The organism is Allobosea sp. GW822-FHT05A11 (assembly GCF_058800455.1).
Genome location: NZ_JBXAMI010000003.1, coordinates 790,533 through 811,682, shown reverse-complemented (window position 1 = coordinate 811,682; position 21,150 = coordinate 790,533). Strand labels below are relative to the sequence as shown.

General features: G+C 66.4%; 18 protein-coding genes. 7 read left to right on the top strand and 11 right to left on the bottom strand.

Annotated elements, in window-relative coordinates:
- Positions 1 to 21: 21 nt before the first annotated feature.
- Complete coding sequence (gene ertC, locus AC1RLU_RS13400) at positions 22 to 1,119, bottom strand: thiohydantoin desulfurase (RefSeq protein ID WP_492796102.1); 1,098 nt, start codon at positions 1,117 to 1,119, stop codon at positions 22 to 24.
- Positions 1,120 to 1,237: 118 nt separating this feature from the next.
- On the opposite strand from ertC, the gene AC1RLU_RS13395 reads away from it, so the two are divergent.
- The 5 genes from AC1RLU_RS13395 to AC1RLU_RS13375 all read left to right on the top strand — a co-directional run bounded on the left by AC1RLU_RS13395 (position 1,238) and on the right by AC1RLU_RS13375 (position 5,303).
- Complete coding sequence (locus AC1RLU_RS13395; protein ID WP_113584751.1) at positions 1,238 to 2,164, top strand: LysR family transcriptional regulator; 927 nt, start codon at positions 1,238 to 1,240, stop codon at positions 2,162 to 2,164.
- 144 nt (positions 2,165 to 2,308) lie between these two features.
- Positions 2,309 to 3,184 carry a substrate-binding periplasmic protein gene (locus AC1RLU_RS13390; protein WP_492796101.1) on the top strand — a complete coding sequence of 292 codons (876 nt, stop codon included), beginning with the start codon at positions 2,309 to 2,311 and terminating at the stop codon, positions 3,182 to 3,184.
- Between the two features lie 14 nt (positions 3,185 to 3,198).
- Entirely contained in the window at positions 3,199 to 3,948 is a 750-nt protein-coding gene (locus AC1RLU_RS13385) for an amino acid ABC transporter ATP-binding protein (protein ID WP_061968491.1), read from the top strand.
- A 6-nt stretch (positions 3,949 to 3,954) separates the two neighbouring features.
- On the top strand, positions 3,955 to 4,629 hold the full coding sequence (locus AC1RLU_RS13380; RefSeq protein ID WP_061968490.1) for an amino acid ABC transporter permease: 675 nt from the start codon (positions 3,955 to 3,957) through the stop codon (positions 4,627 to 4,629).
- Positions 4,629 to 5,303, top strand: coding sequence for an amino acid ABC transporter permease (locus tag AC1RLU_RS13375; protein ID WP_091858000.1), 675 nt, complete (start codon positions 4,629 to 4,631; stop codon positions 5,301 to 5,303). Before AC1RLU_RS13380 ends, AC1RLU_RS13375 begins: the two co-directional genes overlap by 1 nt.
- A 20-nt stretch (positions 5,304 to 5,323) precedes the next feature.
- On the opposite strand, the gene AC1RLU_RS13370 is transcribed toward AC1RLU_RS13375, so the two are convergent.
- Complete coding sequence (locus AC1RLU_RS13370) at positions 5,324 to 6,175, bottom strand: NHL repeat-containing protein (protein WP_492796098.1); 852 nt, start codon at positions 6,173 to 6,175, stop codon at positions 5,324 to 5,326.
- 71 nt (positions 6,176 to 6,246) lie between these two features.
- Here AC1RLU_RS13370 and hydA point away from each other — a divergent pair, with 71 nt between their 5' ends.
- Positions 6,247 to 7,689: a dihydropyrimidinase gene (gene hydA / locus AC1RLU_RS13365; protein ID WP_492796096.1), complete on the top strand. Its 1,443-nt coding sequence runs from the start codon at positions 6,247 to 6,249 to the stop codon at positions 7,687 to 7,689.
- A gap of 18 nt (positions 7,690 to 7,707) precedes the next feature.
- On the opposite strand, the gene AC1RLU_RS13360 is transcribed toward hydA, so the two are convergent.
- The 8 genes from AC1RLU_RS13360 to AC1RLU_RS13325 form a co-directional block, all read right to left on the bottom strand.
- Positions 7,708 to 8,655 (bottom strand): N-carbamoyl-D-amino-acid hydrolase, encoded by a 948-nt coding sequence (locus AC1RLU_RS13360; RefSeq protein ID WP_091857991.1) that lies wholly within the window; start codon positions 8,653 to 8,655, stop codon positions 7,708 to 7,710.
- A 146-nt stretch (positions 8,656 to 8,801) separates the two neighbouring features.
- Entirely contained in the window at positions 8,802 to 10,013 is a 1,212-nt protein-coding gene (locus AC1RLU_RS13355; protein ID WP_492796094.1) for an MFS transporter, read from the bottom strand.
- 222 nt (positions 10,014 to 10,235) lie between these two features.
- A complete protein-coding gene (locus tag AC1RLU_RS13350) occupies positions 10,236 to 11,789 on the bottom strand; it encodes an ABC transporter substrate-binding protein (RefSeq protein WP_492796092.1) in 1,554 nt (517 codons plus the stop codon).
- Between the two features lie 69 nt (positions 11,790 to 11,858).
- A complete protein-coding gene (locus AC1RLU_RS13345; RefSeq protein ID WP_492796090.1) occupies positions 11,859 to 12,698 on the bottom strand; it encodes an alpha/beta hydrolase in 840 nt (279 codons plus the stop codon).
- Positions 12,699 to 12,738: 40 nt separating this feature from the next.
- The gene (gene aptA, locus AC1RLU_RS13340; RefSeq protein WP_492796088.1) at positions 12,739 to 14,064 is read right to left on the bottom strand and encodes an omega-aminotransferase AptA; all 1,326 of its coding nucleotides are present in this window, start codon (positions 14,062 to 14,064) and stop codon (positions 12,739 to 12,741) included.
- A 104-nt stretch (positions 14,065 to 14,168) separates the two neighbouring features.
- Complete coding sequence (locus AC1RLU_RS13335) at positions 14,169 to 15,089, bottom strand: GntR family transcriptional regulator (protein ID WP_492796086.1); 921 nt, start codon at positions 15,087 to 15,089, stop codon at positions 14,169 to 14,171.
- A 94-nt stretch (positions 15,090 to 15,183) separates the two neighbouring features.
- Complete coding sequence (locus tag AC1RLU_RS13330; protein WP_492796084.1) at positions 15,184 to 17,178, bottom strand: acetyl/propionyl/methylcrotonyl-CoA carboxylase subunit alpha; 1,995 nt, start codon at positions 17,176 to 17,178, stop codon at positions 15,184 to 15,186.
- A 5-nt stretch (positions 17,179 to 17,183) separates the two neighbouring features.
- On the bottom strand, positions 17,184 to 18,779 hold the full coding sequence (locus tag AC1RLU_RS13325; protein ID WP_492796083.1) for an acyl-CoA carboxylase subunit beta: 1,596 nt from the start codon (positions 18,777 to 18,779) through the stop codon (positions 17,184 to 17,186).
- A 282-nt stretch (positions 18,780 to 19,061) separates the two neighbouring features.
- Here AC1RLU_RS13325 and AC1RLU_RS13320 point away from each other — a divergent pair, with 282 nt between their 5' ends.
- Positions 19,062 to 19,508, top strand: coding sequence for a VOC family protein (locus AC1RLU_RS13320; RefSeq protein WP_492796081.1), 447 nt, complete (start codon positions 19,062 to 19,064; stop codon positions 19,506 to 19,508).
- Between the two features lie 52 nt (positions 19,509 to 19,560).
- Here the strand turns inward: AC1RLU_RS13320 and AC1RLU_RS13315 are convergent, their stop codons facing one another.
- Positions 19,561 to 20,973 (bottom strand): mannose-1-phosphate guanylyltransferase/mannose-6-phosphate isomerase, encoded by a 1,413-nt coding sequence (locus AC1RLU_RS13315; protein ID WP_492796079.1) that lies wholly within the window; start codon positions 20,971 to 20,973, stop codon positions 19,561 to 19,563.
- Positions 20,974 to 21,150: the final 177 nt, after the last annotated feature.

Sequence of the window (21,150 nt, the reverse complement as noted above, 5' to 3'; positions counted from 1 at the left end):
CAGGGGCGGGTGGAAATGTGCTCAGCCTTCGCGGCCGAGCGCGTAGTCGGTGAAGTTCATGCCGAGCGCCTTCTCGACGATCGGATAGACGCTGGGGTCGGTCACGCTGGAGCTCAGCGGGATCTTGTCCTTGGGCACGCGCAGCACCGAGAGTTCCATGCCCTCGCGGACATGGCCGGAGCTGACCGGTTGGCCGTCGGCGTCGAGCGTGGTGATCACGTCCGGGAAGCAGGCATGCCGGGCGCCGTCGGGATCGGTCACGGCCATGTATTCGTTCATGACATGGATGACGCGGGCGGCGGCACCGGTCCCGACCTGGATCGTGCCGATATCGAAGGCCTCGTTGGTGTAGCGTACGTCCTTCTTCGCGACCGTGCCGCGCGCGATGATCGAGCCGCCGGTCTCGTCGCAGATCGCGTCGATCACCGCGCTGCCGCCCTTCGGCTTGGCGGCGAGGATGCGCTCGCCCAGCGCCAGCGCCATCGAGATGCCGCCGAGCGCGGCGTTCTTGCGGACATAGGCCGCCGGGACCGGGTTGCGGCAGGAGGCGATGAAGCCGCCGGACATGTCCGACGCCGTGCGCAGGATCGGCGAGATCTTGGCCGTCGCGCCGCGCGTCACGAGTTCGATGTACTGGTTCTTGGAACGGTTGCCGCCGACCGCGACCTGGATTGTCGCTTCCGGGCTGTTGGCGAGGCCGATCGAGCCCATGTCGCCGGTGGGATGGGCGCGGATATCGCCGACGGCATCGACCACCTTGACGCCGAGGATCGCGCTCGGGAGCCAGGCGTTCAGCGTGCTCGACATGCCGTTCTGGCCGATGATCAGGCCGTAGATCGGCTTGCCCAGCGCCTCCTGCAGCAATTGCACGGCCTTGACGTAGTCGATGCCCCACATCTCCCACTCGGTCGTGCCGCCGGGCGCGCCGATGGCGGCGGCGGTCGCGATGATCGCGTCGTCGGGAATCTCGTCTAGGGTGACGAGCTCGGGCCTGCCGGTATTGACCGCGGCTGTGCCGAGCATGCGGCCGTGATCGGCCCAGCCGCCGCCGCCCGCTGCGAAGACGGACCCGCCGGCCACGGCGGCCTCGACATCCTTCATGGTTAGGAAGCGTCTCATCGGCCGGCCTCGTCCTTCTCCCGAGCCGGTCGTTGCCGGCACGCGGTCGAGCTTAGAGCGCTAGGCGCGAAATGAATCATGCTTATTATGCGGCCGACCATAAACGGATGTTATCGCCATGCGCCTCAATCTCCGGCAGATCGAAGTCTTCCGGGCCATCATGATCACCGGCTCGATCAGCGGCGCCGCCCGCCTGCTCTCGGTCTCGCAGCCGGCGATCAGCCGCCTGCTGGCCTATACCGAGGACCGATTGGCGCTGCGCCTGTTCGAGCGCGTGCGCGGCCGCGTCCAGCCGACACCGGAGGCGCGCCGCCTGTTCCAGGAGGTCGACCAGGTCCATCAGGGCGTGGTCAGGGTCAACGAGCTCGCCGATGAATTGCGCGAGCGCGGTACCGGGTCGGTGCGGATCGTCGCGAGCCCGAGCGTCGGTCAGGCGCTGGTGCCGGACGCCATCGCGCGGCTGCGCGAGCGCTTCCCGGATCTGCGCGTCGAGTTCGAGGTGCTGACCCTGCTGGAGGTCGTCGCCAAGGTCGTGGCCGGCCGCGCCGATCTCGGCGTCTCGATCATTCCGGTCGACGAGCCGACGCTCAATACGGAGATCCTGACGGAAGGGCGGCTGATGGTGATCATGCCGCGCGACCATGCGCTGGCGCGATTGCGCGTGGTCCGCCCGGCCGATCTCGCGCCTTATCCGCTGATCGGGTTCGGGCCGCAGACGCCCTATGGCGATGTCGTCGGGCGTGCCCTCACATTGAAATCCGCGCCGCTCAGGATCAGCACCGTCGTCCGCTTCACGCCGGTCGCCTGCGCGATGGTGCGTGCGGGGGCGGGCGTCGGGGTGGTCGACGAGTTCGTGCTGCGTGGGCGGACCTGGCCGGAACTGGTGTCGCGCCCGCTCGCACCCAAGACGCGCGTCCGCGCCCATCTGCTGACGCCGCGCTTCGAGCCGCTGTCACGCACGGCGAGTGCTTTCGTCGATATCCTGCGCGGCCTGGTGCCGTCGCCTCCCGCTGCCTCCGGCGAGGACGGTGAGGCCGGAACTTAACATCAGGTTATGGCCACCCGACAATAAATGATTGGCTGGGCATGATTTCGCCCTGTTAGGCTCCCCTTGGACATGGCCGGATTGTTGCAGGGACAGGGGGCAGCAATCGCGGCGTAGCCACAACGCATAACGGGAGCGGGAAAGATGAAGCTGAATTCGATCAAGCTGACGCGTGCCTTTGCAGCGGGCGCCGTGCTCGGCGCCATGCTCGCCATGCCGGCCCTGGCGCAGGATGCCGACCATCCGCAGGGCGAGAAGCTGAAGGTGGCCTGCGATCTCGGCTTCGCGCCGTTCTGCTTCAAGACGCCGGCCGGCGAGGCGACGGGCTTCACCTACGACATGTCGGCTGCGCTGGCGAAGCAGCTCGGGCGCCCCGGCGTCGAGGTCACGGATTCCAATTTCTCGGCGATTTTCGCGGGCCTGTTCTCCAAGCGCTACGAGATGATCCCGGCGCCGACCAACATCACGAAAGACCGCGCCGCGCAGATGCTGTTCAGCGAGCCCTATATGCCGACGGGCCTCGGCTTCCTCGTCAAGAAGGGCGCCAAGATCGCCAGTCTGGAGGAGCTGAAGGGCAAGGCGCTGACCGTCAATAACGGCTCGATCTCCGACAAGTGGCTGACCGACAACGAGGCCAAGTACGGCTACACCATCCAGCGCTACAACAAGAACGCCGACGCCGTGCAGGCGGTGATGATCGGGCGCGCCTTCGCCAATGTCGCCGACGTCCCGGTCTCGCGCTATGTCTCGACGCAGACGCCGATGGCCGAGGTCGCCTTCGTGCTCAATAGCGGCAACAATTTCGGCATCGCTTTCCGCAAGGAGGACGCGGCATTCCGCGCCAAGGTCGAGGCCGCGCTGGAATGCATCAAGAGCGACGGCACGCTGGCCGCGATCCATGAGAAGTGGTTCGGCGTGAAGCCGGCGGCCGATTCCTCCAGCGCCAAGGTCTATCCGGGCATCGGCGCGCCGGATTTCGAGGGTTACGACGCGACCCCGCACAAGGCCGCCTGCAAGTGACCTCAGCGCCCGCCATGACGGCCACGCCTTCCGAAACGATCGTTTCGATCGAGGGCTTGCGCAAGAGCTTCGGCAATGTCGAGGTTCTGCGCGGTGTCGACCTCAAGGTCGGCAAGGGCGAGGCCGTCGTGATCGTCGGCTCCTCCGGTTCGGGCAAGAGCACCTGCCTGCGCTGCATCAACCGGCTTGAGGAGCCGACGGCGGGCACGATCCGCCTCGGCGGGCAGGAGGTCACCGGCCCCAAGGTCGATCTCGACCGCCTGCGCCGCGGCATCGGCATGGTCTTCCAGGGTATCCATCTCTACCCGCACAAGACGGCGCTGGGGAACGTCTCGCTCGCGCTGCGCAAGGTCGTCGGCTTGAGCAAGCAGGAGGCCGAGGCGAAGGCCCGCCACCATCTCGAAGTCGTCGGCCTCGCCCACAAGGCCGATGCCTATCCGGCCGAATTGTCCGGCGGCCAGCAGCAGCGCGTTGGCATCGCCCGCGCCATGGCGCTGGAGCCACAGGTCATGCTCTTCGACGAGCCGACCTCGGCGCTCGACCCCGAGCTCGTCGGCGAAGTCCTCAACGTCATGGTCCGGACCAAGGACATGGGCATGACCATGATCGTCGTGACCCACGAGATGAAGTTCGCGCGCGACGTCGCCGACCGCGTCGTCTTCATGGACCATGGCGCGATCCTGGCCGAGGGCACGCCGCAGGAGATCCTGATCAATCCGCAGCACCAGCGCATCCGCGACTTCGTGATGCGCTCGCACGGCTGACGGCGCATGGACCAGATCGTCCGCTATTTCTTCGATTTCTCGCTGATGTCGGCCTATTGGCCGGACATCCTGCGCGGCTTCCTGATCACCGTCCAGATGTCGATCCTGACGGTTCTGATCGGCATCCCGCTCGGCCTCGCATTGGCGATCCTCAGGCTTTACGGCATCCGGCCGCTGAACTGGCTGATCATCTTCTACATCGATTTCTTCCGCTCGATCCCACAGCTCGTCCTGATCGTGCTGGCCTATTTCGCGCTGCCCTATTTCGGGCTGGTGCTGGAGCCCATCACCGCGACGGTGCTGGCGCTGGCGATCGTGCTCTCCGCCTTCGCCGAGGAGATCTTCTGGGCCGGCATCAACGCCGTGCATAAGGGACAATGGGAAGCTGGGCGCTCGACCGGCCTCAGCTTCAGCAAGACGCTTGCCTATATCATCCTGCCGCAGGTGGTGCGCATCTCGATCCCGCCTTTGACCAACCGCGCCATCGGCATCAGCAAGGGCACGACGCTGGGCTCGGTCGTGGCCGTGCCGGAACTGCTCAACGTGACCTCCAGCATCCAGTCCAACGTCGCCAACCCGACCGCGCTGACCGTCGGCGCCTTGCTCTTCCTCGTGCTGTTCCTGCCCTTCGTGCGCTTCACGCGCTGGCTCGAACGCGCCTATGCGCATCCGAGGTCATGATGGACGATCTCGTCACGACCTTCCTCAATATCGACGTCCTCAAGCAGGTCTGGCCGCTGCTGCTGCAGGGCTTCTGGATGACGCTGGCATTGGCCGCCGTCGCCGTGCCGCTTTCGGTCGTCAGCGGTATTGCCATCGCCATGGCGCAGGACGTGCCGAACCGGCTGCTGCGCTTCCTGCTGATCGCCTATGTCGACGTGATGCGCGCCATCCCGCCGCTGGTGCTGTTGATCTTCATCTTCTTCGGCCTGCCCTTCCTCGGCCTGAAGCTCAACGAGTTCACGGCCGCCGTGCTGGCGCTGACGCTGAACGGCTCGAGCTATTTCGCCGAGATCTTCCGCGCCGGCATCGAATCCGTGCCGAAGGGCCAGCGCGAAGCGGCCCGCTCCACGGGTTTGAGCTGGTACAAGAGCATGATCCATGTCGTGGTGCCGCAGGGCACGCGCAACGTGCTGCCGGACCTGATCAGCAACACGGTCGAGCTGGTGAAGCAGACCTCGATCGCATCCGCCGTCGCACTTCAGGAACTGCTGCGGTCGGCCCAGCTTGCCCAGGGCCTGCTCTACAACCCGACGCCGCTGATCGCGGTGGCGATCGTCTATTTCCTGATGTTCTGGCCCTTCGTGCGGCTGGTCTCGCGCCTGCAGAACCGCACGGCCGTCTCCGCCGCATGAGGGCGCGGTGGCCCGTCGCGTCAGCTCGCGACGGGGAAAAGCCGCGTGATGCGGTTGGGGTTGGTCTCCGCGAGGAAGATATCGCCGGCCGTTCCAAGCCACAGGCCGTGGGCGCCGTTGAGCACCGGCCGGCAGCGGCCGAGCAGGGTGCCATCCGCCGAAAGCAGGCTCAGCGTCGGGATGGAATCGCAGACCAGAATGCGGTCCTCGGCGTCGGCGACGACGTCCTGAGGGCGCAGGAAAGCATCCCACACGGCCAGCAATTCGCCCTCGGCCGTGAAGCTCTGCACGCGGCTGTTCTCGCGATCGGCGACGATAACGCGCCCGTCGCGGAGTACGTAGAGGCCGTGCGGCGTCAGGAAGGCGCCGGGAGCGGTTCCGACCGAGCCCCAGCTCGCGATCAGGCTGCCGCCGGCGTCGAAGCGGTGGATGCGGCCATTGCCGTAGCCATCGGCGACATAGAAGCCGCCATCCGGCGCAAAGGCGATATCGCTGGGATGATTGAAGGGCTGCCCCGGCCGATGGCTTTCGCCGATCTGCTGCCGGACTCGACCCTCGTCATCGCAGAAGAAGATGCGATGCGCGTCGCGATCGACGATGGCGAGGCCGCCATCGGGCGTCGTCGCGATCTTGTGGGCATCGACGCAGAGCGCCTCGCCCCAGCTCCGCACAAAGCTGCCGTCGGCGGCGAGCGTGATCACGCAGGGCCCCTCGGGATCGACGGCGCTGTCGCGGCGCAGCAGGACATGCACCAGCCCGTCCTTGCCGACTGTGAGATCGGTGATCCGCCCCGGCGTCGCCGGCAGGGCGCCCCAGGGGCGCTCGATGCCATAGAGCCTGTCGCCGAGCGCGACGCGCAGTTCCGTTTTCATCCTGACCTCGTCGCTGTTTCGCGCGCTGCGGGCTGCCGTTTCACGGCCCCCGTCGCATGGAGAGAAAGACCATGAGCGATTTCGATCTCGTCATCCGCGGCGGCACGGCCGTCACCGCCTCCGACATCGGAGCTTTCGATATCGGTATTGCCGGCGGTGTCATCGCCGCGATCGGCGCGGGGCTGCCGCGCGGCAAGGAGGAGGTCGATGCAAAGGGCCTGCTCGTCCTGCCCGGCGGGGTCGACAGCCATGTCCATCTCGACCAGCCCTTCTCCTCGGGCGCGGACATCGCCGATGGCTTCGACAGCGGCACGGCCTCTGCGGCGGCGGGCGGCACGACCACGGTCGTCTGCCATGCACCTCAGGTTCGCGGCGGCTCGCTCGCCGGCGCGGTTGCCGCCTATGCCGAGAAGGCGAAGCAGGCCCGGATCGACCATGCCTTCCATCTTCTGGTCAACGATCCCACTCCGGAGGTGCTGGACACCGAGCTGCCGGCGCTGGTCGAGGCCGGGCATCGATCGGTCAAGATCTTCATGACCTATGACAGCAACCGTCTCGGCGATGCGCAGATTCTGCAGACGCTGGCCGCGGCGCGGCGCGCCGGCGCGCTCGTCTGCGTCCATGCCGAGCATCATGAATTGATCACCTGGCTGACGCAGGCGTTGCTGGCGGCGGGCCAGACGGCGCCGCGCCATCTCGCCTGGGCGAAGCCCATGGTGGTCGAACGCGAGGCGACGCATCGCATTCTCGCCCTGGCCGAGGCGCTGGATACGCCTATCCAGGTCTTCCACGTCTCGGGCCGGCAGTCCGGCGAGGAGGTCGAGCGCGCCCAGAAGCGCGGGCAGAAGGCCTGGGCTGAGACCTGCACGCAATATCTCGTGCTCGACGAAGCCGACATGGACCGGCCGGGCTTCGAGGGCGCCAAGTTCATGATCTCGCCGGCGCTGCGCTCGACCGCCGACCAGGAGGCGCTCTGGCAGTTCCTGCGCGACGGCGTCATCGACATCGTCTCGTCCGATCATTCGCCGCTGCGCTATGACGATCCGCGCGGCAAGAAGCAGCACGGCGAGAACGCGCCTTTCAACAAGATTCCGAACGGCGTGCCCGGTCTCGCCGCACGCCTGCCCATTCTCTACTCGGAGGGCGTCGCCAAGGGGCGCATCGACCTGCGCCGCTTCGTCGATCTCGTCGCAACCAACCCGGCGCGGCGTTTCGGGTTGGCGCCACGCAAGGGCGCGCTCGCGGTCGGGGCCGATGCAGATATCGTGCTGTTCGATCCGAACCGGCTGATAACCCTGACCAATGCCATGCAGCATCATGGCAGCGACTACACGCCCTATGAAGGCATGGTGGTGCAGGGTTATCCGGCGGCGACCTACCAGCGCGGCCGCCTCGTCTTCGACGGCGAGCGCGTGCTGGCGCAGCCGGGGCAGGGGCAGTTGCTGGCGCGCGCGCCTTACGCCGAGATCACGCCGACCGGCCGCTTCCCGACCCCGTTCGATCCGTTCGGCTGAAGCGGCCAATGAGGGCGCTCAGGCGCCCTCGGGCTTTCCGAGCGGCGCGCCGACGCCGGTGCGTTCGGTGATCAGGCCGTAGTGCTCGACACGGCGATGGCGGATGAAATCGAAGATCGTCGCCTTGCCGAAGCGGGTGTCGTCGAGATCGCAGGGATGGACGAGCACGCCGTCCTCCTCATGGTCGATCTCCCCGACGATCTTGCCGTCCGGCGCCGCGATCAGCGTTCCCCCGAAAAGATGGTGTCCGTCTTCGGTTCCGGCCTTGCCGACGGCCACGACCCAGGTCGAGTTCTGGTAGGCGCCGGCCTGCACCGACAGGCGGTGGTGGAACAGCCGGTCGGCTGCCGTCTCGTTGGGCGATTGCGAATTGGCGGACGGGGTGTTGTAGCCGAGCACGACCATCTCGACGCCCTGCAGCCCCATGACGCGATAGGTCTCGGGCCAGCGCCGGTCGTTGCAGATCGCCATGCCGAACAGCCCGCCTTCGAATTCCCAGACCGGGAAGCCGAGATCGCCCGGCTCGAAATAGCGCTTCTCGAGATGCTGATGCGTCCGCTCGGCGTCGAACTCGACATGGCCGGGCAGGTGGATCTTGCGGTATTTGGCGACGATACGGCCGCCGCGGTCGACCAGGATCGAGCTGTTGAAATGCCGGCCTTCGGGCGTGAGCTCCGCATAGCCGAAGCTCATGGCGAGGCCGAGCTCCTTGGCCTTGTCGAACAATGCCTGGGTATCCGGGCCGGGCATGCTGCGCTCGAACCATTGATCCGCCTCGGCGCGATCCTCATGGTACCAGCGCGGGAAGAAGGTGGTCAGGGCGAGCTCGGGAAACACAACGAAGGTCGCGCCTTGCGCCTTGGCCTTCTCCAGCAGCGCGATCATCCGGTCGATGACCTGCTTGCGGCTGTCGGCTCGCTGGATCGGACCCAACTGTGCGGCGGCAACGGTGATGAGGCGGGACATCGACGGATTCCTGGATTGGCGTATGACCTCGGGACCGGACGCGACGGGCCGAACCCCAGGATAAGGTCTAGAGGCCCCGCCTCCATTGTTCTCATGCTTTATTCGGGATCAGGTATAACCTGATGTTATCCGGATCTGCGGAGCGATCAGACCTGCGCCGAACGGCGCAGATACCAGAGAGCGAAGGCCCCGAACACGGCAAGCTGGCCGGCGACCAGCAGGAAGGGCCAGTTGAAGCTGCCGGTCCGGTTTGCGATCACGGCAAAGACCAGCGGCCCGCAGATCGAGCCGACGAAGCCGAACAGGCTCGCCCCGGAGGTAACGTCGCCGATCAGCGCGGGCGGCGAGACGCGCGCCAGCTCGGCCATGTGGACGCCGTTCCAGCCCATCGAGGTCGCGCCGACCAGGGCCATGCAGGGATAGATCAGCCAGGGGCTCGTGCTTGCCGTGCCGATCAGCAGGGCGATAGTCGAGCCGGCGGCGAGCGCCAGCAGGCAGAGCAGTCGCAGGCCGCCGCCCATCCGGTCCGCCAGCCAGCCGAAGAAGATGCGCGCGACCGTGCTCGCCACCAGCAGGGCCGCGACGAGGTGCCCGGCCTGGGCCAGAGTCTTGCCGTGCTGGGTCACCATATAGGTCGCCGTGAAGGCGGTGATGCAGGCCTGCGTGATCGAGAAGGAGACGCCGAGCGCGGTCAGCATCGGCAGCGAGGAATGCGAGCTCAGCACCCGCGCCGATCGCGCGAGCGACGACGGCGACAGGAACATCCGGGCCCAGGCGCGGTTCTGCGTGCCTTTCTCCGCGTCGAGACTCCCGCGGAAGGGCTGGACCGCCAGCGCGCTGACCAGGACGATGGCGACCACGGCCCAGATCGCCCCGGTGAAGCCGAAACCCAGGACCATGGGTGCGACGGCGACGCCCGCGATGGCGCCGCCGAGGGGGACGCCGGCCTGCTTGATCGAGAAGACGAGGGTCCGGTGGTCGACTGGCGCCGTGCGCATCAGGATCTGGCTGCCGGCCGGAGTGTTGGGCGCGAGCCCGAGTCCGACCAGGAGCGCGCCGGCAAGCCCGATCAGCCCGAAGGGCTGCGACAGCAGCAGAAGGCCGGCCGCGACGAAGGCCAGCCCGATCTGCAGCGCCCGAACCGGGCCGTGATGGTCGAGCATCGGATTGCCGCAGGCGAGGAACCAGCAGATGCCCGTCGAGACCACGGCCGAAACATAGCCGATGCTTTCGGGCGCAAGGCCCCAGCGCAGGGTCAGGAGCGGGCCGAGAAGCGGGATGGCGGCCCCGGCGAACGAACTCACGACCTGGACGAGCAGAGTGGCGCTGAGTGCGCTTCCCCACAAAGGCAGCTTCAAGACGGTTCCCCCGATCCCGTCGCCGCGCGCTCGTCCCGCTTCAGGATTCGGACGGGTGAAAACGGCGGCGTCGGATCGTTCTTCCGGCAAGGGCCGCGAGCGGTCGAGATGGATTGATGGGCTGACGGGGCTGCGCCAGGAGCATGCACGCTCCCGCGCAGCCCCGCCGCGGTCCTTATCGGGTCGTGTGCTGGTTCGGTGGCATGCGTCCGGCCGGTATGTCTACCGGGTGACCCACACGCCCCAGGCCCGCGTCTTGCCGGAACTGGTGAGTTCGACGCCGGCGATGCGGTCGGTCGAGGCCTCGACGAGCGGGGTGTTGTAGAGGCTGATGATCGGCACCTGCTCGATCATGCGCTGGTGCATCTCGTCGAACATGGCCTGTCGTTTGGCCGGGTCGAGCTCGGTCGCCGAGGCCAGCAGCAGTTCGACCGCGCGCTTGTCCTCCCATTGGACATCGGCATCCTCGTCCTTCGAGCCGACGAAAGTCTTGTAGTTGAACGAGGGGTCGAAGCGCGCGGTGAAACGGAAGGACTGAAGCTGGAAATTGCCCTTGCTGTAGCGGTCGAGCTGCGTCGCCCATTCCAGCATGTCGAGCTCGACGTTGAAGCCGGCCTGCTTGAGCATCGCCTGCAGGATGATGGCGGTGTCGTAGAGATGGACCAGCTTCTGCGAGGTCTGCAGCTTGATCGGGCGCCCGTCATAGCCGGCTTCCTTCAATAGCTTGCGGGCGAGATCGGGGTCGTATCTGTAGCCTTGGTCATGCACGGCCGTGTGGCTTCCGCTGGTCGTCGGGATGGCCGAGGGATTGGGCTTGCCGAGCCCGTCCGTGCGGTTTTCGACCAGTGTCTTCAGGTCGATCGCATGGGCCAGCGCCTTGCGGATACGGGGATCGGCGAGGAGCGGGTCGCGGGTCTGGATCAGCAGGACGTTCCAGCTCAATCCCTGCGCCGTCGCGACCTTGACGCCCTTGGCTGCACGCAATTCGACGATATCGGCGACATCGGTGATGATCCAGTCGATCTGCCCGGCCTGCAAACCGGCGCGCCGCGTCGCATCGTCGGGCACCACCATCCAGCGCACCTGGTCGACATAGGCCTTGCGCGCCCCGGCATAGCCGCTTGTTGGCTCGCTGCGGGATTTGTAGTCGGCAAATTTCTTGAGCAGGATGAAGCTGTTCTTGCGCCATTCCGTGAAGGCAAAGGGGCCGGTGCCGATCGGCTTCACCCATTCGCCGGCGGCATTGACGGAGTCGCGATGCAGGATGCCGGTCATGCACTGGATATTGGCGACATAGTGCAGGAACAGCGCCGAGGGGGCCGCCAGCCGGAACACTACGGTCTTCGGATCGGGTGTCTCGATCGCTTCGATCTTCATGTCCTGCGTGCCGTCATACCAGCCGCGGCATTGCCAGCGCGTCGCCGGGTCGAGCATCCGATCCCAGCTCCACTTGACGTCGGCGGAGGTCATCGGCGCGCCGTTATGGAAGGTGATGCCGTCGCGCAGCTTGAAGGTGTAGCTGCGTCCGTCTGACGACATCGCGTAGCTCTCCGCCAGCATTGGCGCGATACTGAGATCCTCGCGATAGGCGACCAGCGCCTCGACGACATGATGCAGGACCGTGTCGGCATCGCCGCTGCGGCGCACGCCGGGCTCGCTGCTGGTGATGTCGCCGGAGATCGCGATCCGCAATTCGCCACCGGGTTTCGGTTCCTGCGCGGCGGCGGGCGTGAGGCAAGCGAATGCGGCGACGGCCGCGAGCCATCCAAGCTTCATGGTCTGCTTCTCCCAAGAGGCGGGCCCGGCTTTCCGGTGTCACCGCAGAAATCGTCGGTCTCGCCGCCGCTATTCCCGCCTGCGGCGCAGCATGTCGGCGAAGAAAGCCTTCACCGGCGGATGAACGAGGTATCCGATATGCTCGACGCCGGGCACGACATCGAAGCGCACGGCAATGCCGCGCTTCAGGAAGGCGGCTTCGAGTGAGCGCAGGCGCTCGACGCGCGTCGCCCCGGTCTCGTTGATCCCCTCCATCCAGTTCGAGGATTTCGGCGAAACCGTCACGTCCCAGGTCTCGATATCGTCGCCGCCGACGACCATCTGCACGGCGACCTCGCGCATTGCCGCGAGGTCGGGTTCGCGGCCGAAGGTCGCCTTCATGTCGCCGGTGCCGCGCCACCATGGCTTGTCCGGGTCCGGCAGCGTCACCACGCCCGGCGCGCCGATCGACACGGCGGAAAGCCGCTCGGGATAGAGATAGAAGAAGCGGTGCACGAACTGGCCGCCGCCCGAGAAGCCGTGCATCAGGAGCTTGTCGGTCTCCAGCCGGTAGAGACCTGCGATCTCGTCGATCATCGAGAGCAGGATCTGGTCGTAGCGGATGCCGCGATAGAGGATGCGCTTGTAGTTATGGGTGTCGCCGGGTTCCTCGATCCCGCAGGGGAAGAGCGGCGCCAGCAGCACGCACTGATTGGCCTCGGCGAAATCGATGAACTGGTCGCGCAGATTCGTCGCATCACGCAGGCTGCCATGGACGAGAACGGCAAGCGGATAGCGCCGCGTGCCGGTCTCCTCATAGCTTTCGGGCAGGTAGCAGCAATAGGAGAAGCGCTGGTCGGCCTGGCAGGCGGAGAGCGCCGTGCGGCCCATCAGGTAGTAGGAGATGGTCTGGCCGTGTCCCTTGCGCATTCCGCCCTCTCTTCAATGAGCCACTGGCTGGTCTGATGGCTCAGGCGATCGTATCGAGCGCCTTGCGGATGCTGGCGAAGATCCGGTCGATCTCGTCGGGCTCGATGGTAAGCGGCGGCGACAGCACGATCAGATCGGCTCCGGCCCGGACGAGCACGCCGTCCTGGTAGCAGGCCTCGGCGCATTCGGCGCTGCGCTGGCCGGGGCCACCGGGTCGCGGCGTGAATTCGATCGCGGCGACGAGGCCGATATTGCGGATGTCGATGACATGCGGCGCGCCCTTCAGCGCATGCGCCGCCTGCTCCCAATGATCGGCGATCTTGCGGGTGCGCTCGAAGAGCCCTTCCTCCTCGTAGACCTGCAAGGTCGCGAGCCCGGCGGCGCAGGCCAGTGGATGGCCGGAATAGGTGAAGCCATGGAACAGCTCGATCGCGGATTCCGGCCCGGTCATGAAGGCGTCGTAGACATGCTTGCCGACGACGGTCGCGCCCATCGGCACGGCACCGTTGGTGAGGCCCTTGGCACAGGTGATCATGTCGGGCGTGACGCCGAAGGCCTCCGCCGCGCAGGAGGCGCCGAGCCGCCCGAAGCCCGAAATCACCTCGTCGAAGATCAGCAGGATGCCGTGTTTGTCGCAGATTTCGCGCAGGCGCTTGAGATAGCCCTTCGGCGGCGGCAGGACGCCGGTCGATCCGGCGACGGGCTCGACGATCACGGCGGCGATGGTCGAGGCGTCATGGATCTGGACGAGCCGCTCGAGATCGTCGGCAAGCTCGACGCCATGCTCGGGCTCGCCGCGTGAAAAGGCGTTGCGGGCGAGGTTGAGCGTATGCGGCAGATGGGCGGCGCCGGGCAGCAGCGGCCCGAAATCGCGGCGGTGGCGGCTGATGCCGGCGACCGAGAGGCCGCCGAAGCCCATGCCGTGATAGCCGCGCGCCCGCCCGATCAGGCGGTAGCGGCCGCCTTCGCCGCGCTGGCGATGATAGGCCAGCGCGACCTTCAGCGCGGTATCGACGGCTTCCGAGCCTGAATTGGAGAACAGGACATGGTCGAGCCCGTCAGGCAGCATGCCGACCATGCGGTTTGCCAGCGTGAAGGCGTCCGGATGTCCCATCTGGAAGCAGGAGACGTAGTCGAGCCCGTCGGCCTGGGCCTTGATCGCCTCGCGGATGCGCGGATGGCCGTGGCCGGCATTGACGCACCACAGCCCGGCCATGCCGTCCAGGATCCGGCGCCCGTCCGACGAGAGGTAGTAGTTGCCCTCCGCCCCGACGAAGAGCCGCGGCGCGCTCTTGAAGCGGCGGTTCGCGGTGAAGGGCATCCAATGCGCATCGAGATCATTGGGGCGGGCGGCGGTGGCGGGCACGATCAGTCTCGCTGCTTGATGAGGGTAAAATGAATTATTTGCAGAAAAAATACAATGTCAAGCGAGCGTGCGAGTCGATGAGAAAAGTGCTGTCGCTGCTGTGATCAGCCTGCGGGCGGCGGCGCGCCGTTTACCGGTCGGGTCAGGTGCTGGCGCATCAGGATCACCGCCCAGTTGAGGTCGCCCTGCTCGAGCGCGTCGAGGATGGCGAGATGCTCGCGGCAGGACTTGAGCAGTGCCGCGGCGTCGAGCTCGCCGTAATCGGCATATTCGGTCAGCCGCCGCAGCGCGTTCTGCGCCTCCATGGCCTGCAGCAGGAAGCGGTTGCCGGAGCAGGCCGCCAGCATGGCGTGGAAGCCGGCGTTGATCTCGAAGAAGCGCTCGACCGAGGGCGAGCGATGCAGGTCGGCGATGAAGGCTTCATGCGCCACCCGGCTGCGTGCGAACTGGTGCCTGTCGACACGGAAGCCGGGCTCCTGAAGCCCCATGCATTCGATGATCAGGCGGAAGCGATAACTCTCCTCGCGGGCCTCGGTCGAAGCGAGCGACGGCACGAAACTCCAGCCATGGCCCCTGCGCCGCTTGATCAGCCCGTCTTCGGCGAGTTGCAGCAGGACCTTGCGCAAACCGCTGCGGCCGATGCCGTAGCTCTCCTGCAGATCGGTCTCGATCAATTGCTCCGGGAGCCGCCCGGCCTCGCGGTCGCGCAGGATGGCGCGGAGCACATCGTCTTCCTGCGCCGCAGGCAGCGATCGTTCCGCTGTTTCGAGCTCGGCGCCATCGCGCGACAGGAAAAAGCCTAGATTGGTGCGGTTCTCGACCAGGCCCTGGGCGGCCAGCACGCCAAGCGCTGCCCGGACCGGCGTTCGCGACACCTCGAAGGTGCGGGCGATCTCCATCTCGCGCAGATGGAAGCCGGCGGGCCAGCGCCGCTCGGCGGCCAGCGCCGCAATGCGCCTTGCCAGCGAGAGATGCAGCCCGCTCGGCTTGGCCGCAGCCTTTCCGGGGCGGGGCGCGTCGCTCATGTCAGCCATCGCTTCTTTACTGTGCTGGTTCTAATCGCCGAAAAAAGACACCTTTCTGACCATCTCGCAAGGAGAGAACAATTGCGCTGGTGCTTCAAGCGGAAGGCGGCTCGATCAGCACGAGCCTCTTGCCGGCCTGGACCGTGTCCCCCGGCTGGCAGGCGATATCGGCGACCACGCCGTCGACGCTGGCCGAGAGCGAGGTGAAGAGCTTCATCGATTCGAGCACGGCGACGATCTGCCCGGCCTCGACCTTGTCGCCCGGCGCGACGCGGATCTCGGCCACAACCCCCGGCATCGGGGCGAGCACCGCTCCGGAACCGGCTCCGCCGCCGCCAGCCGCTGCTGCGGGCCGCGCCTCGCTGCCGATCCGGATATCGAAGGTCTCGCCGTCGAGCGTCAACCGGATGCGCCCGCCGGCCGTCGCATGGCTGCCGCGCAGGATGCGATCCTCGAAGGCGAGTTCGAAGCTTTCGGGACCTGTGCGCAAGGCCAGTTCGATCTCGCCGTTGGCGTCGCTGACGCGGCGCCGGCCATCCGGCAGCAAGCGAACCTCCAGCTTCGTCGCTTCGTCTTCCTCCTCGGCGATCAGCCGGCTCGTCGCCACGCCGCCGGCCGGCGCCAGCAGGCGGAAGCCGGGAAGGCTATTCCAGGCATCGACGTTTGGAAGCGCTGCCTTCTGTTTCTCCAGCCAGAGTAGGGCCGCGACGGCTCGTGCCAGCCGTTGACGCGGTCGCTTCGCCGTCCAGCCATCGGGAAAAGCCTCCTCGATGAAGCGCGTCGTCGCCTTGCCGTCGGCGAAGATCGGATGCTCGACCGCATCGATCAGGAAGGGCAGGGTGGTTGCGGGGCCGAGAATGGCGAAATCGCGCAGGCCCGCCGCCAGCCTTGCACAGGCTGTGGCGCGGTCAGGTCCCGCTGCGATCGCCTTGGCCAGCAGCGAATCGTAGAACAGCGTCACCTCGGACCCTGCCGTCACACCGCTGTCGATGCGGATCGAGGCCGGCTCGGCATAGCCCTCGATCCGCCCGGTATCGGGGCGGAAACCCTGGTCGGCGCGCTCGGCGGTGATGCGGGCCTCGATCGCATGGCCGCTCTCGCGGATATCCGGCTGCAGGGCCGGCAGCCTCTCGCCCGCGGCGATCCGGATCTGCCACTCGACGAGATCGTAACCGGTGATCGCCTCGGTGACGGGGTGCTCGACCTGCAGGCGCGTATTCATTTCGAGGAACCACGGCTCGTCGAAGCTGTCCTCCAGGATGAACTCGACGGTGCCGAGATTGTCGTAGCCGATGGCCTTTGCCAGCGCGACGCCGCGCTCCAGCAGCTTGCTTCGGATCGCCGGATCGAGATTGGGGGCGGGCGCTTCTTCCAGCACCTTCTGGTTGTTGCGCTGGACCGAGCAGTCGCGCTCGAAGAGATGCACGACATTGCCATGCTTGTCGCCGGCCACCTGCACTTCGAGATGGCGCGGGCGCATCACCAGCTTCTCGATCAAGAGCGCCGGATCGCCGAAGGCGGCCTGCGCCTCGGCGCGCGCCATGTCGAGTGCCGGCAGCAGTTCCGCGGCCGTGAAGACGCGGCGCATGCCCTTGCCGCCGCCGCCGGCCGAGGCCTTGATCATGACGGGATAGCCGATCCGCGCCGCAGCCTCCGCCAGCGCTGCGTTCGACTGGTCGTCGCCGGCATAGCCGGGCACGCTCGGAACGCCGGCCTTCTCGGCGATCAGCTTCGAGCCGATCTTCGGCCCCATCGCAGTGATGCATTCGGCCGAGGGGCCGACGAAGATGCGTCCCGCCTGTCGACAGAGCAGCGGCAGGTCCGGTTTCTCCGAGAGGAAGCCATAGCCCGGATGGATGGCCTCGGCGCCGCTGCGCGCGGCCGCCTCCATGATCGCTTCCGCCCGCAGATAGCTGTCTCGCGCGGCAGCGGGGCCGATGCGCACGGCTTCATCAGCATAGGCGACATGCAGCGCGTCGCGATCGGCATCGGAGAAGACCGCGACGGTGCGGATGCCCATGCGCCGGCAGGTCCGCATGATCCGCACGGCGATTTCGCCGCGATTGGCGATGAGGAGGGAACCGATCATCGGGATTACATCCGGTAGACGGGGCGATGCCCGGGCAGGTCGATCTCGCGCGCGGCGAGCGAGAGGCACAATCCGATCACGTCGCGGGTCTGGGCCGGCTCGATGATGCCGTCATCCCAGAGCCGAGCCGTTGCGTAATAGGGCGTGCTCTGCTCCTCGAACTGGCGGCGCGTCTCGCGGTCGAGTTTCTCGATCTCGGCTTCATCGGCATTGCCGCGCGTCAGGCTGGAGCGCCGGAGCTCGGTCACCACTGTCGCGGCGACATCCGGCGACATCGTCGCGATCCGCGCATTCGGCCAGGCGAAGAGGAAGCGCGGCTGGAAGCCCCGGCCGCACATGCCGTAATTGCCGGCGCCATAGGAGCCGCCGATGATCACGGTGTAGCGCGGCACCCGCGCATTCGAGACGGCATAGACCAGCTTGGCAGAATGCTTGGCGATGCCGCCGCGCTCGGCATCCGTGCCGACCATGAAGCCGGTGATGTTCTGCAGGAACAGCAGCGGGATGCGGCGCTGGTCGCAGAGTTCGATGAAATGGGCGCCCTTGAGCGCACTGTCGGAGAACAGCACGCCGTTATTGGCGACGATGCCGACAGGCTGGCCGTGAATATGGGCGAAACCGGTGACCAGCGTCGCGCCATAGTCCGGCTTGAAGGCATCGAAGACGCTGCCGTCGACCATGCGGGCGATAATTTCGCGCACGTCGCAGGGCTGCTTCAGGTCGGTGCCGACGATGGCCTCGATCTCGGCGGGGTCGTAGAGCGGCGGCGTGACAGGGCGCGCGAGCGTGCGCGGCGCGGGCCAGTTGAGCGCGCCGACGATGTCGCGGAGCTTGGCGATCGCCTCGAACTCGTCCTCGGCGAGATAGTCGCTGACGCCCGAGACCTGCGTATGCATCTCGGCGCCGCCCAAGGTCTCGCCATCGACGATCTCGTTGATTGCGGCCTTCACGATCGGTGGCCCGCCGAGATGGATGCGACCGGTGCCGCGCACCATCACGACCTCGTCGGACAGCGCCGGGATATAGGCGCCGCCCGCCGTGCAGCCGCCGAACACCGCCGAGATCTGCGGCAGCCCGGCTGCCGACATCCGGCATTGCTGCAAGAAGGCGCCGCCGAAATGGTCGCGATCGGGGAAGACGCGGTCCTGCTCCGGCAGGAAGGCGCCACCGCAATCGACGAGATAGAGGCAGGGCAAACGGTTCTCGAAGGCGATCTCTTGTGCCCGCAAATGCTTCTTGACCGTCTCGTGGAAGAAGGAGCCGCCCTTCACCGTTGCGTCATTGGCGATGATCATGCAGGGCGTGCCGGCGACCACGCCGATGCCGGTGACGATGCCGGCGGCAGGTACTTCGTTGCCATAGAGCTCCCAGGCGGCGAGCGGGGAGAGTTCGAGGAAGGGCGAGAGCGGGTCGACGAGCAGGTCGATGCGTTCGCGCACCGGGATCTTGCCGCGCTCGCGATGGCGCGCCTGCAGCTTCTCGCCACCACCCCCGAGGACACGCGCGTGGCGTTCGCGCAAGGTCTGGATCAGCGCCCCGTAGGCTGCTCGCTTCTCCTGCTGCCCGGCTGCCGTGCCGGCCCTGGTTTCGATGACCGGCATGTGTCTGAGCCTCCGCGGACGCTCCTGTCGGCCAGCTCGCCAGCAGGGTGCATTCATTACCTACCTGCCGGTAGGCAGTTGAGCAAGAGGAAACGATGGTGCTGCCATCCCGGTGGGTGATGGGATGTGCGCTTCCGGCTTTCAGGGAACGTTCGGTCGTGGCCGGAATTCGTATGCTGACATGCTTGGGGTGAATATCTTGATATCAATCCAATCGGGGAGCTGTCGCGCTCCTCGGCTCCGCCGGAGGAGCGCCGAGGCCCCAACAGAAGGGAGACGACCATGAAGATCGTGACCAGCTTGAGCTTCCGAGGAGAGTGCCGGGCGGCATTCGAGTTCTACGCCCAGGTCCTCGGCGGAAAGATCACCGCCGCCATACCCTATGGCGACGCGCCGCCGGGGATGCCGATCACCGACGAGAAGTACAAGACCTGGCTGATGCATTGCTGGCTGGAGGTCGGTGACCAGGCTCTGATGGGCGCCGATATGGATACCGCCTGGGCCCCCAATGTCGACAAGCCCAAGAACGGCTTCGACGTCACCCTGCATACCGGCGACAAGGCAGAGGGGCAGCGCTGGTTCGACCAGCTCGGCGCGGGCGGGCGGGCCGTCATGCCGTTCAGCGAAACCTTCTGGTCGCCGGGCTTCGGCTCGCTCGTCGATAAATTCGGCATCCCCTGGATGATCAACACCATCCCCGCTGCCGACTGGAAGCCGGCGCAGGGCTGAGCCGCAGCTTCAGAAATCCGACGCGATCCTGGGAGGTGCTTCGCAGCGCCTCTCAGACGCGCCTGTAGATGTCCTCGATACGAACGATGTCGTCTTCGCCGAGATAGGAGCCGACCTGAACCTCGATCAGCTCGAGCGGTATCTTGCCGGGATTGGCCATGCGATGCAGGCAGCCGATCGGCAGATAGATCGATTCCGTCTCATGCACGACGATGGTCTCGTCGTTGCGCGTCACTTCGGCGGTGCCGCGCACCACCACCCAATGCTCGGCGCGGTGATAGTGCTTCTGCAGTGAAAGAACGCCGCCCGGCTTCACGGTGATGCGTTTCACCTGATAGCGCGCGCCCGTGTCGACCGAGAGGTATTTCCCCCAGGGGCGCTGGATTTCGCGATGGGCACCGGCTTCCGACTCGCCGTGGGCGGTGATCAGCGCCACCATCTCCTTGACCTGGTCGGCCTTCGCCTTGGGCGCGACGAGAACGGCGTCGCGTGTCGAAATGACCGCGATGTCGTCGAGGCCGATCACCGCGACCACCGCATCTTCGGACCGGATGAGGTTGTTCGCGCCGTTCAGCACATAGCCGCGCCCGTCGATGACGTTGCCGTCCGGGTCCTTCTCGGAAAGCTCCCACACCGCCGACCAGCCGCCGACATCCGACCAGCCGAAATTGCCGGCGACGACGGCCGCTTTCCGGGTGCGTTCCATCACCGCATAGTCGATCGAGATGGTCTTGGCCTGGCCGAAGGCTGTGGAATCCAGCAGCAGGAAATCGAGATCGGGCTCGGCCCGGGCAATGGCCTCGGCAACCGGGGCCATGACATCCGGCTCGAACGTCTCGAGTTCGGCCCGCATGGTGGCCGCGTCGAAAATGAAATTGCCGGAGTTCCAGAGATATCCGTCCAGCAGATATTGTGCTGCGCGCCTGGCATCGGGCTTCTCGACGAAGGCGGCGATGCGGCGGGCTCCGTCCTGGAGCTCGTCCCCGGGCTGGATATAGCCGTAGCCGGTGGCTGGAGAGGTCGGAGGGATGCCGATCGTGACGATCTGCCCCTGTGCGGCGACGAGCCCCGCGATGCGGCAGGTTTCGACGAAAAGATCGCCATCCTGGACGACATGATCGGCCGCGAAAACGCCGACGATGGCGTTGGGGTCGCGGGCAAGCGCAAGCTCGGTCGCCGCTGCGACGGCTGCCGCGGAATCACGCCGCATCGGTTCGAGCACGATCTGCCCCGTCGCCCCGCAGGCCTGAATCTGCTCCTGAACCGTGAAGCGATACGCGACATTGGTGATGACGATCGCAGGCGCGAAGACCTTGTCGTTCGAAACCAGCCTCATGACCCGCTGGAAGGTAGAATCCTGGCCGAAAAGCGAAATGAACTGCTTCGGCATCGTGTCGCGCGAAACCGGCCACAGCCGGGTCCCGGAGCCGCCACACATCACGACAGGTATAATCTTCGAAGACATGGGCGATAGACCTGCACGACTCTCTATTGCGGGCGTTCGATCGAGCATATCGAGCGATCACTCCATGAGTCAGGAGAACTCTTGGAGTGTGGCCTCACAATACCGCAGGTAGCCTTTCCACGACGTTACGCGATACGGACCGCCCTCATGCAGCGCTCCGATCGCGGCATGGTGCCC

What these genes read in the sequence shown, in the direction of transcription:
- AC1RLU_RS13350 (WP_492796092.1), bottom strand. Translation starts at nt 11,789, where the DNA reads ATGAAGCTTGGATGGCTCGCGGCCGTCGCCGCATTCGCTTGCCTCACG.
- AC1RLU_RS13330 (WP_492796084.1), bottom strand. Translation starts at nt 17,178, where the DNA reads ATGATCGGTTCCCTCCTCATCGCCAATCGCGGCGAAATCGCCGTGCGG.
- AC1RLU_RS13390 (WP_492796101.1), top strand. Translation starts at nt 2,309, where the DNA reads ATGAAGCTGAATTCGATCAAGCTGACGCGTGCCTTTGCAGCGGGCGCC.
- AC1RLU_RS13395 (WP_113584751.1), top strand. Translation starts at nt 1,238, where the DNA reads ATGCGCCTCAATCTCCGGCAGATCGAAGTCTTCCGGGCCATCATGATC.
- AC1RLU_RS13385 (WP_061968491.1), top strand. Translation starts at nt 3,199, where the DNA reads ATGACGGCCACGCCTTCCGAAACGATCGTTTCGATCGAGGGCTTGCGC.
- AC1RLU_RS13320 (WP_492796081.1), top strand. Translation starts at nt 19,062, where the DNA reads ATGAAGATCGTGACCAGCTTGAGCTTCCGAGGAGAGTGCCGGGCGGCA.
- ertC (WP_492796102.1), bottom strand. Translation starts at nt 1,119, where the DNA reads ATGAGACGCTTCCTAACCATGAAGGATGTCGAGGCCGCCGTGGCCGGC.
- AC1RLU_RS13335 (WP_492796086.1), bottom strand. Translation starts at nt 15,089, where the DNA reads ATGAGCGACGCGCCCCGCCCCGGAAAGGCTGCGGCCAAGCCGAGCGGG.
- AC1RLU_RS13375 (WP_091858000.1), top strand. Translation starts at nt 4,629, where the DNA reads ATGGACGATCTCGTCACGACCTTCCTCAATATCGACGTCCTCAAGCAG.
- AC1RLU_RS13315 (WP_492796079.1), bottom strand. Translation starts at nt 20,973, where the DNA reads ATGTCTTCGAAGATTATACCTGTCGTGATGTGTGGCGGCTCCGGGACC.
- AC1RLU_RS13325 (WP_492796083.1), bottom strand. Translation starts at nt 18,779, where the DNA reads ATGCCGGTCATCGAAACCAGGGCCGGCACGGCAGCCGGGCAGCAGGAG.
- AC1RLU_RS13380 (WP_061968490.1), top strand. Translation starts at nt 3,955, where the DNA reads ATGGACCAGATCGTCCGCTATTTCTTCGATTTCTCGCTGATGTCGGCC.
- AC1RLU_RS13370 (WP_492796098.1), bottom strand. Translation starts at nt 6,175, where the DNA reads ATGAAAACGGAACTGCGCGTCGCGCTCGGCGACAGGCTCTATGGCATC.
- AC1RLU_RS13360 (WP_091857991.1), bottom strand. Translation starts at nt 8,655, where the DNA reads ATGTCCCGCCTCATCACCGTTGCCGCCGCACAGTTGGGTCCGATCCAG.
- AC1RLU_RS13345 (WP_492796090.1), bottom strand. Translation starts at nt 12,698, where the DNA reads ATGCGCAAGGGACACGGCCAGACCATCTCCTACTACCTGATGGGCCGC.
- hydA (WP_492796096.1), top strand. Translation starts at nt 6,247, where the DNA reads ATGAGCGATTTCGATCTCGTCATCCGCGGCGGCACGGCCGTCACCGCC.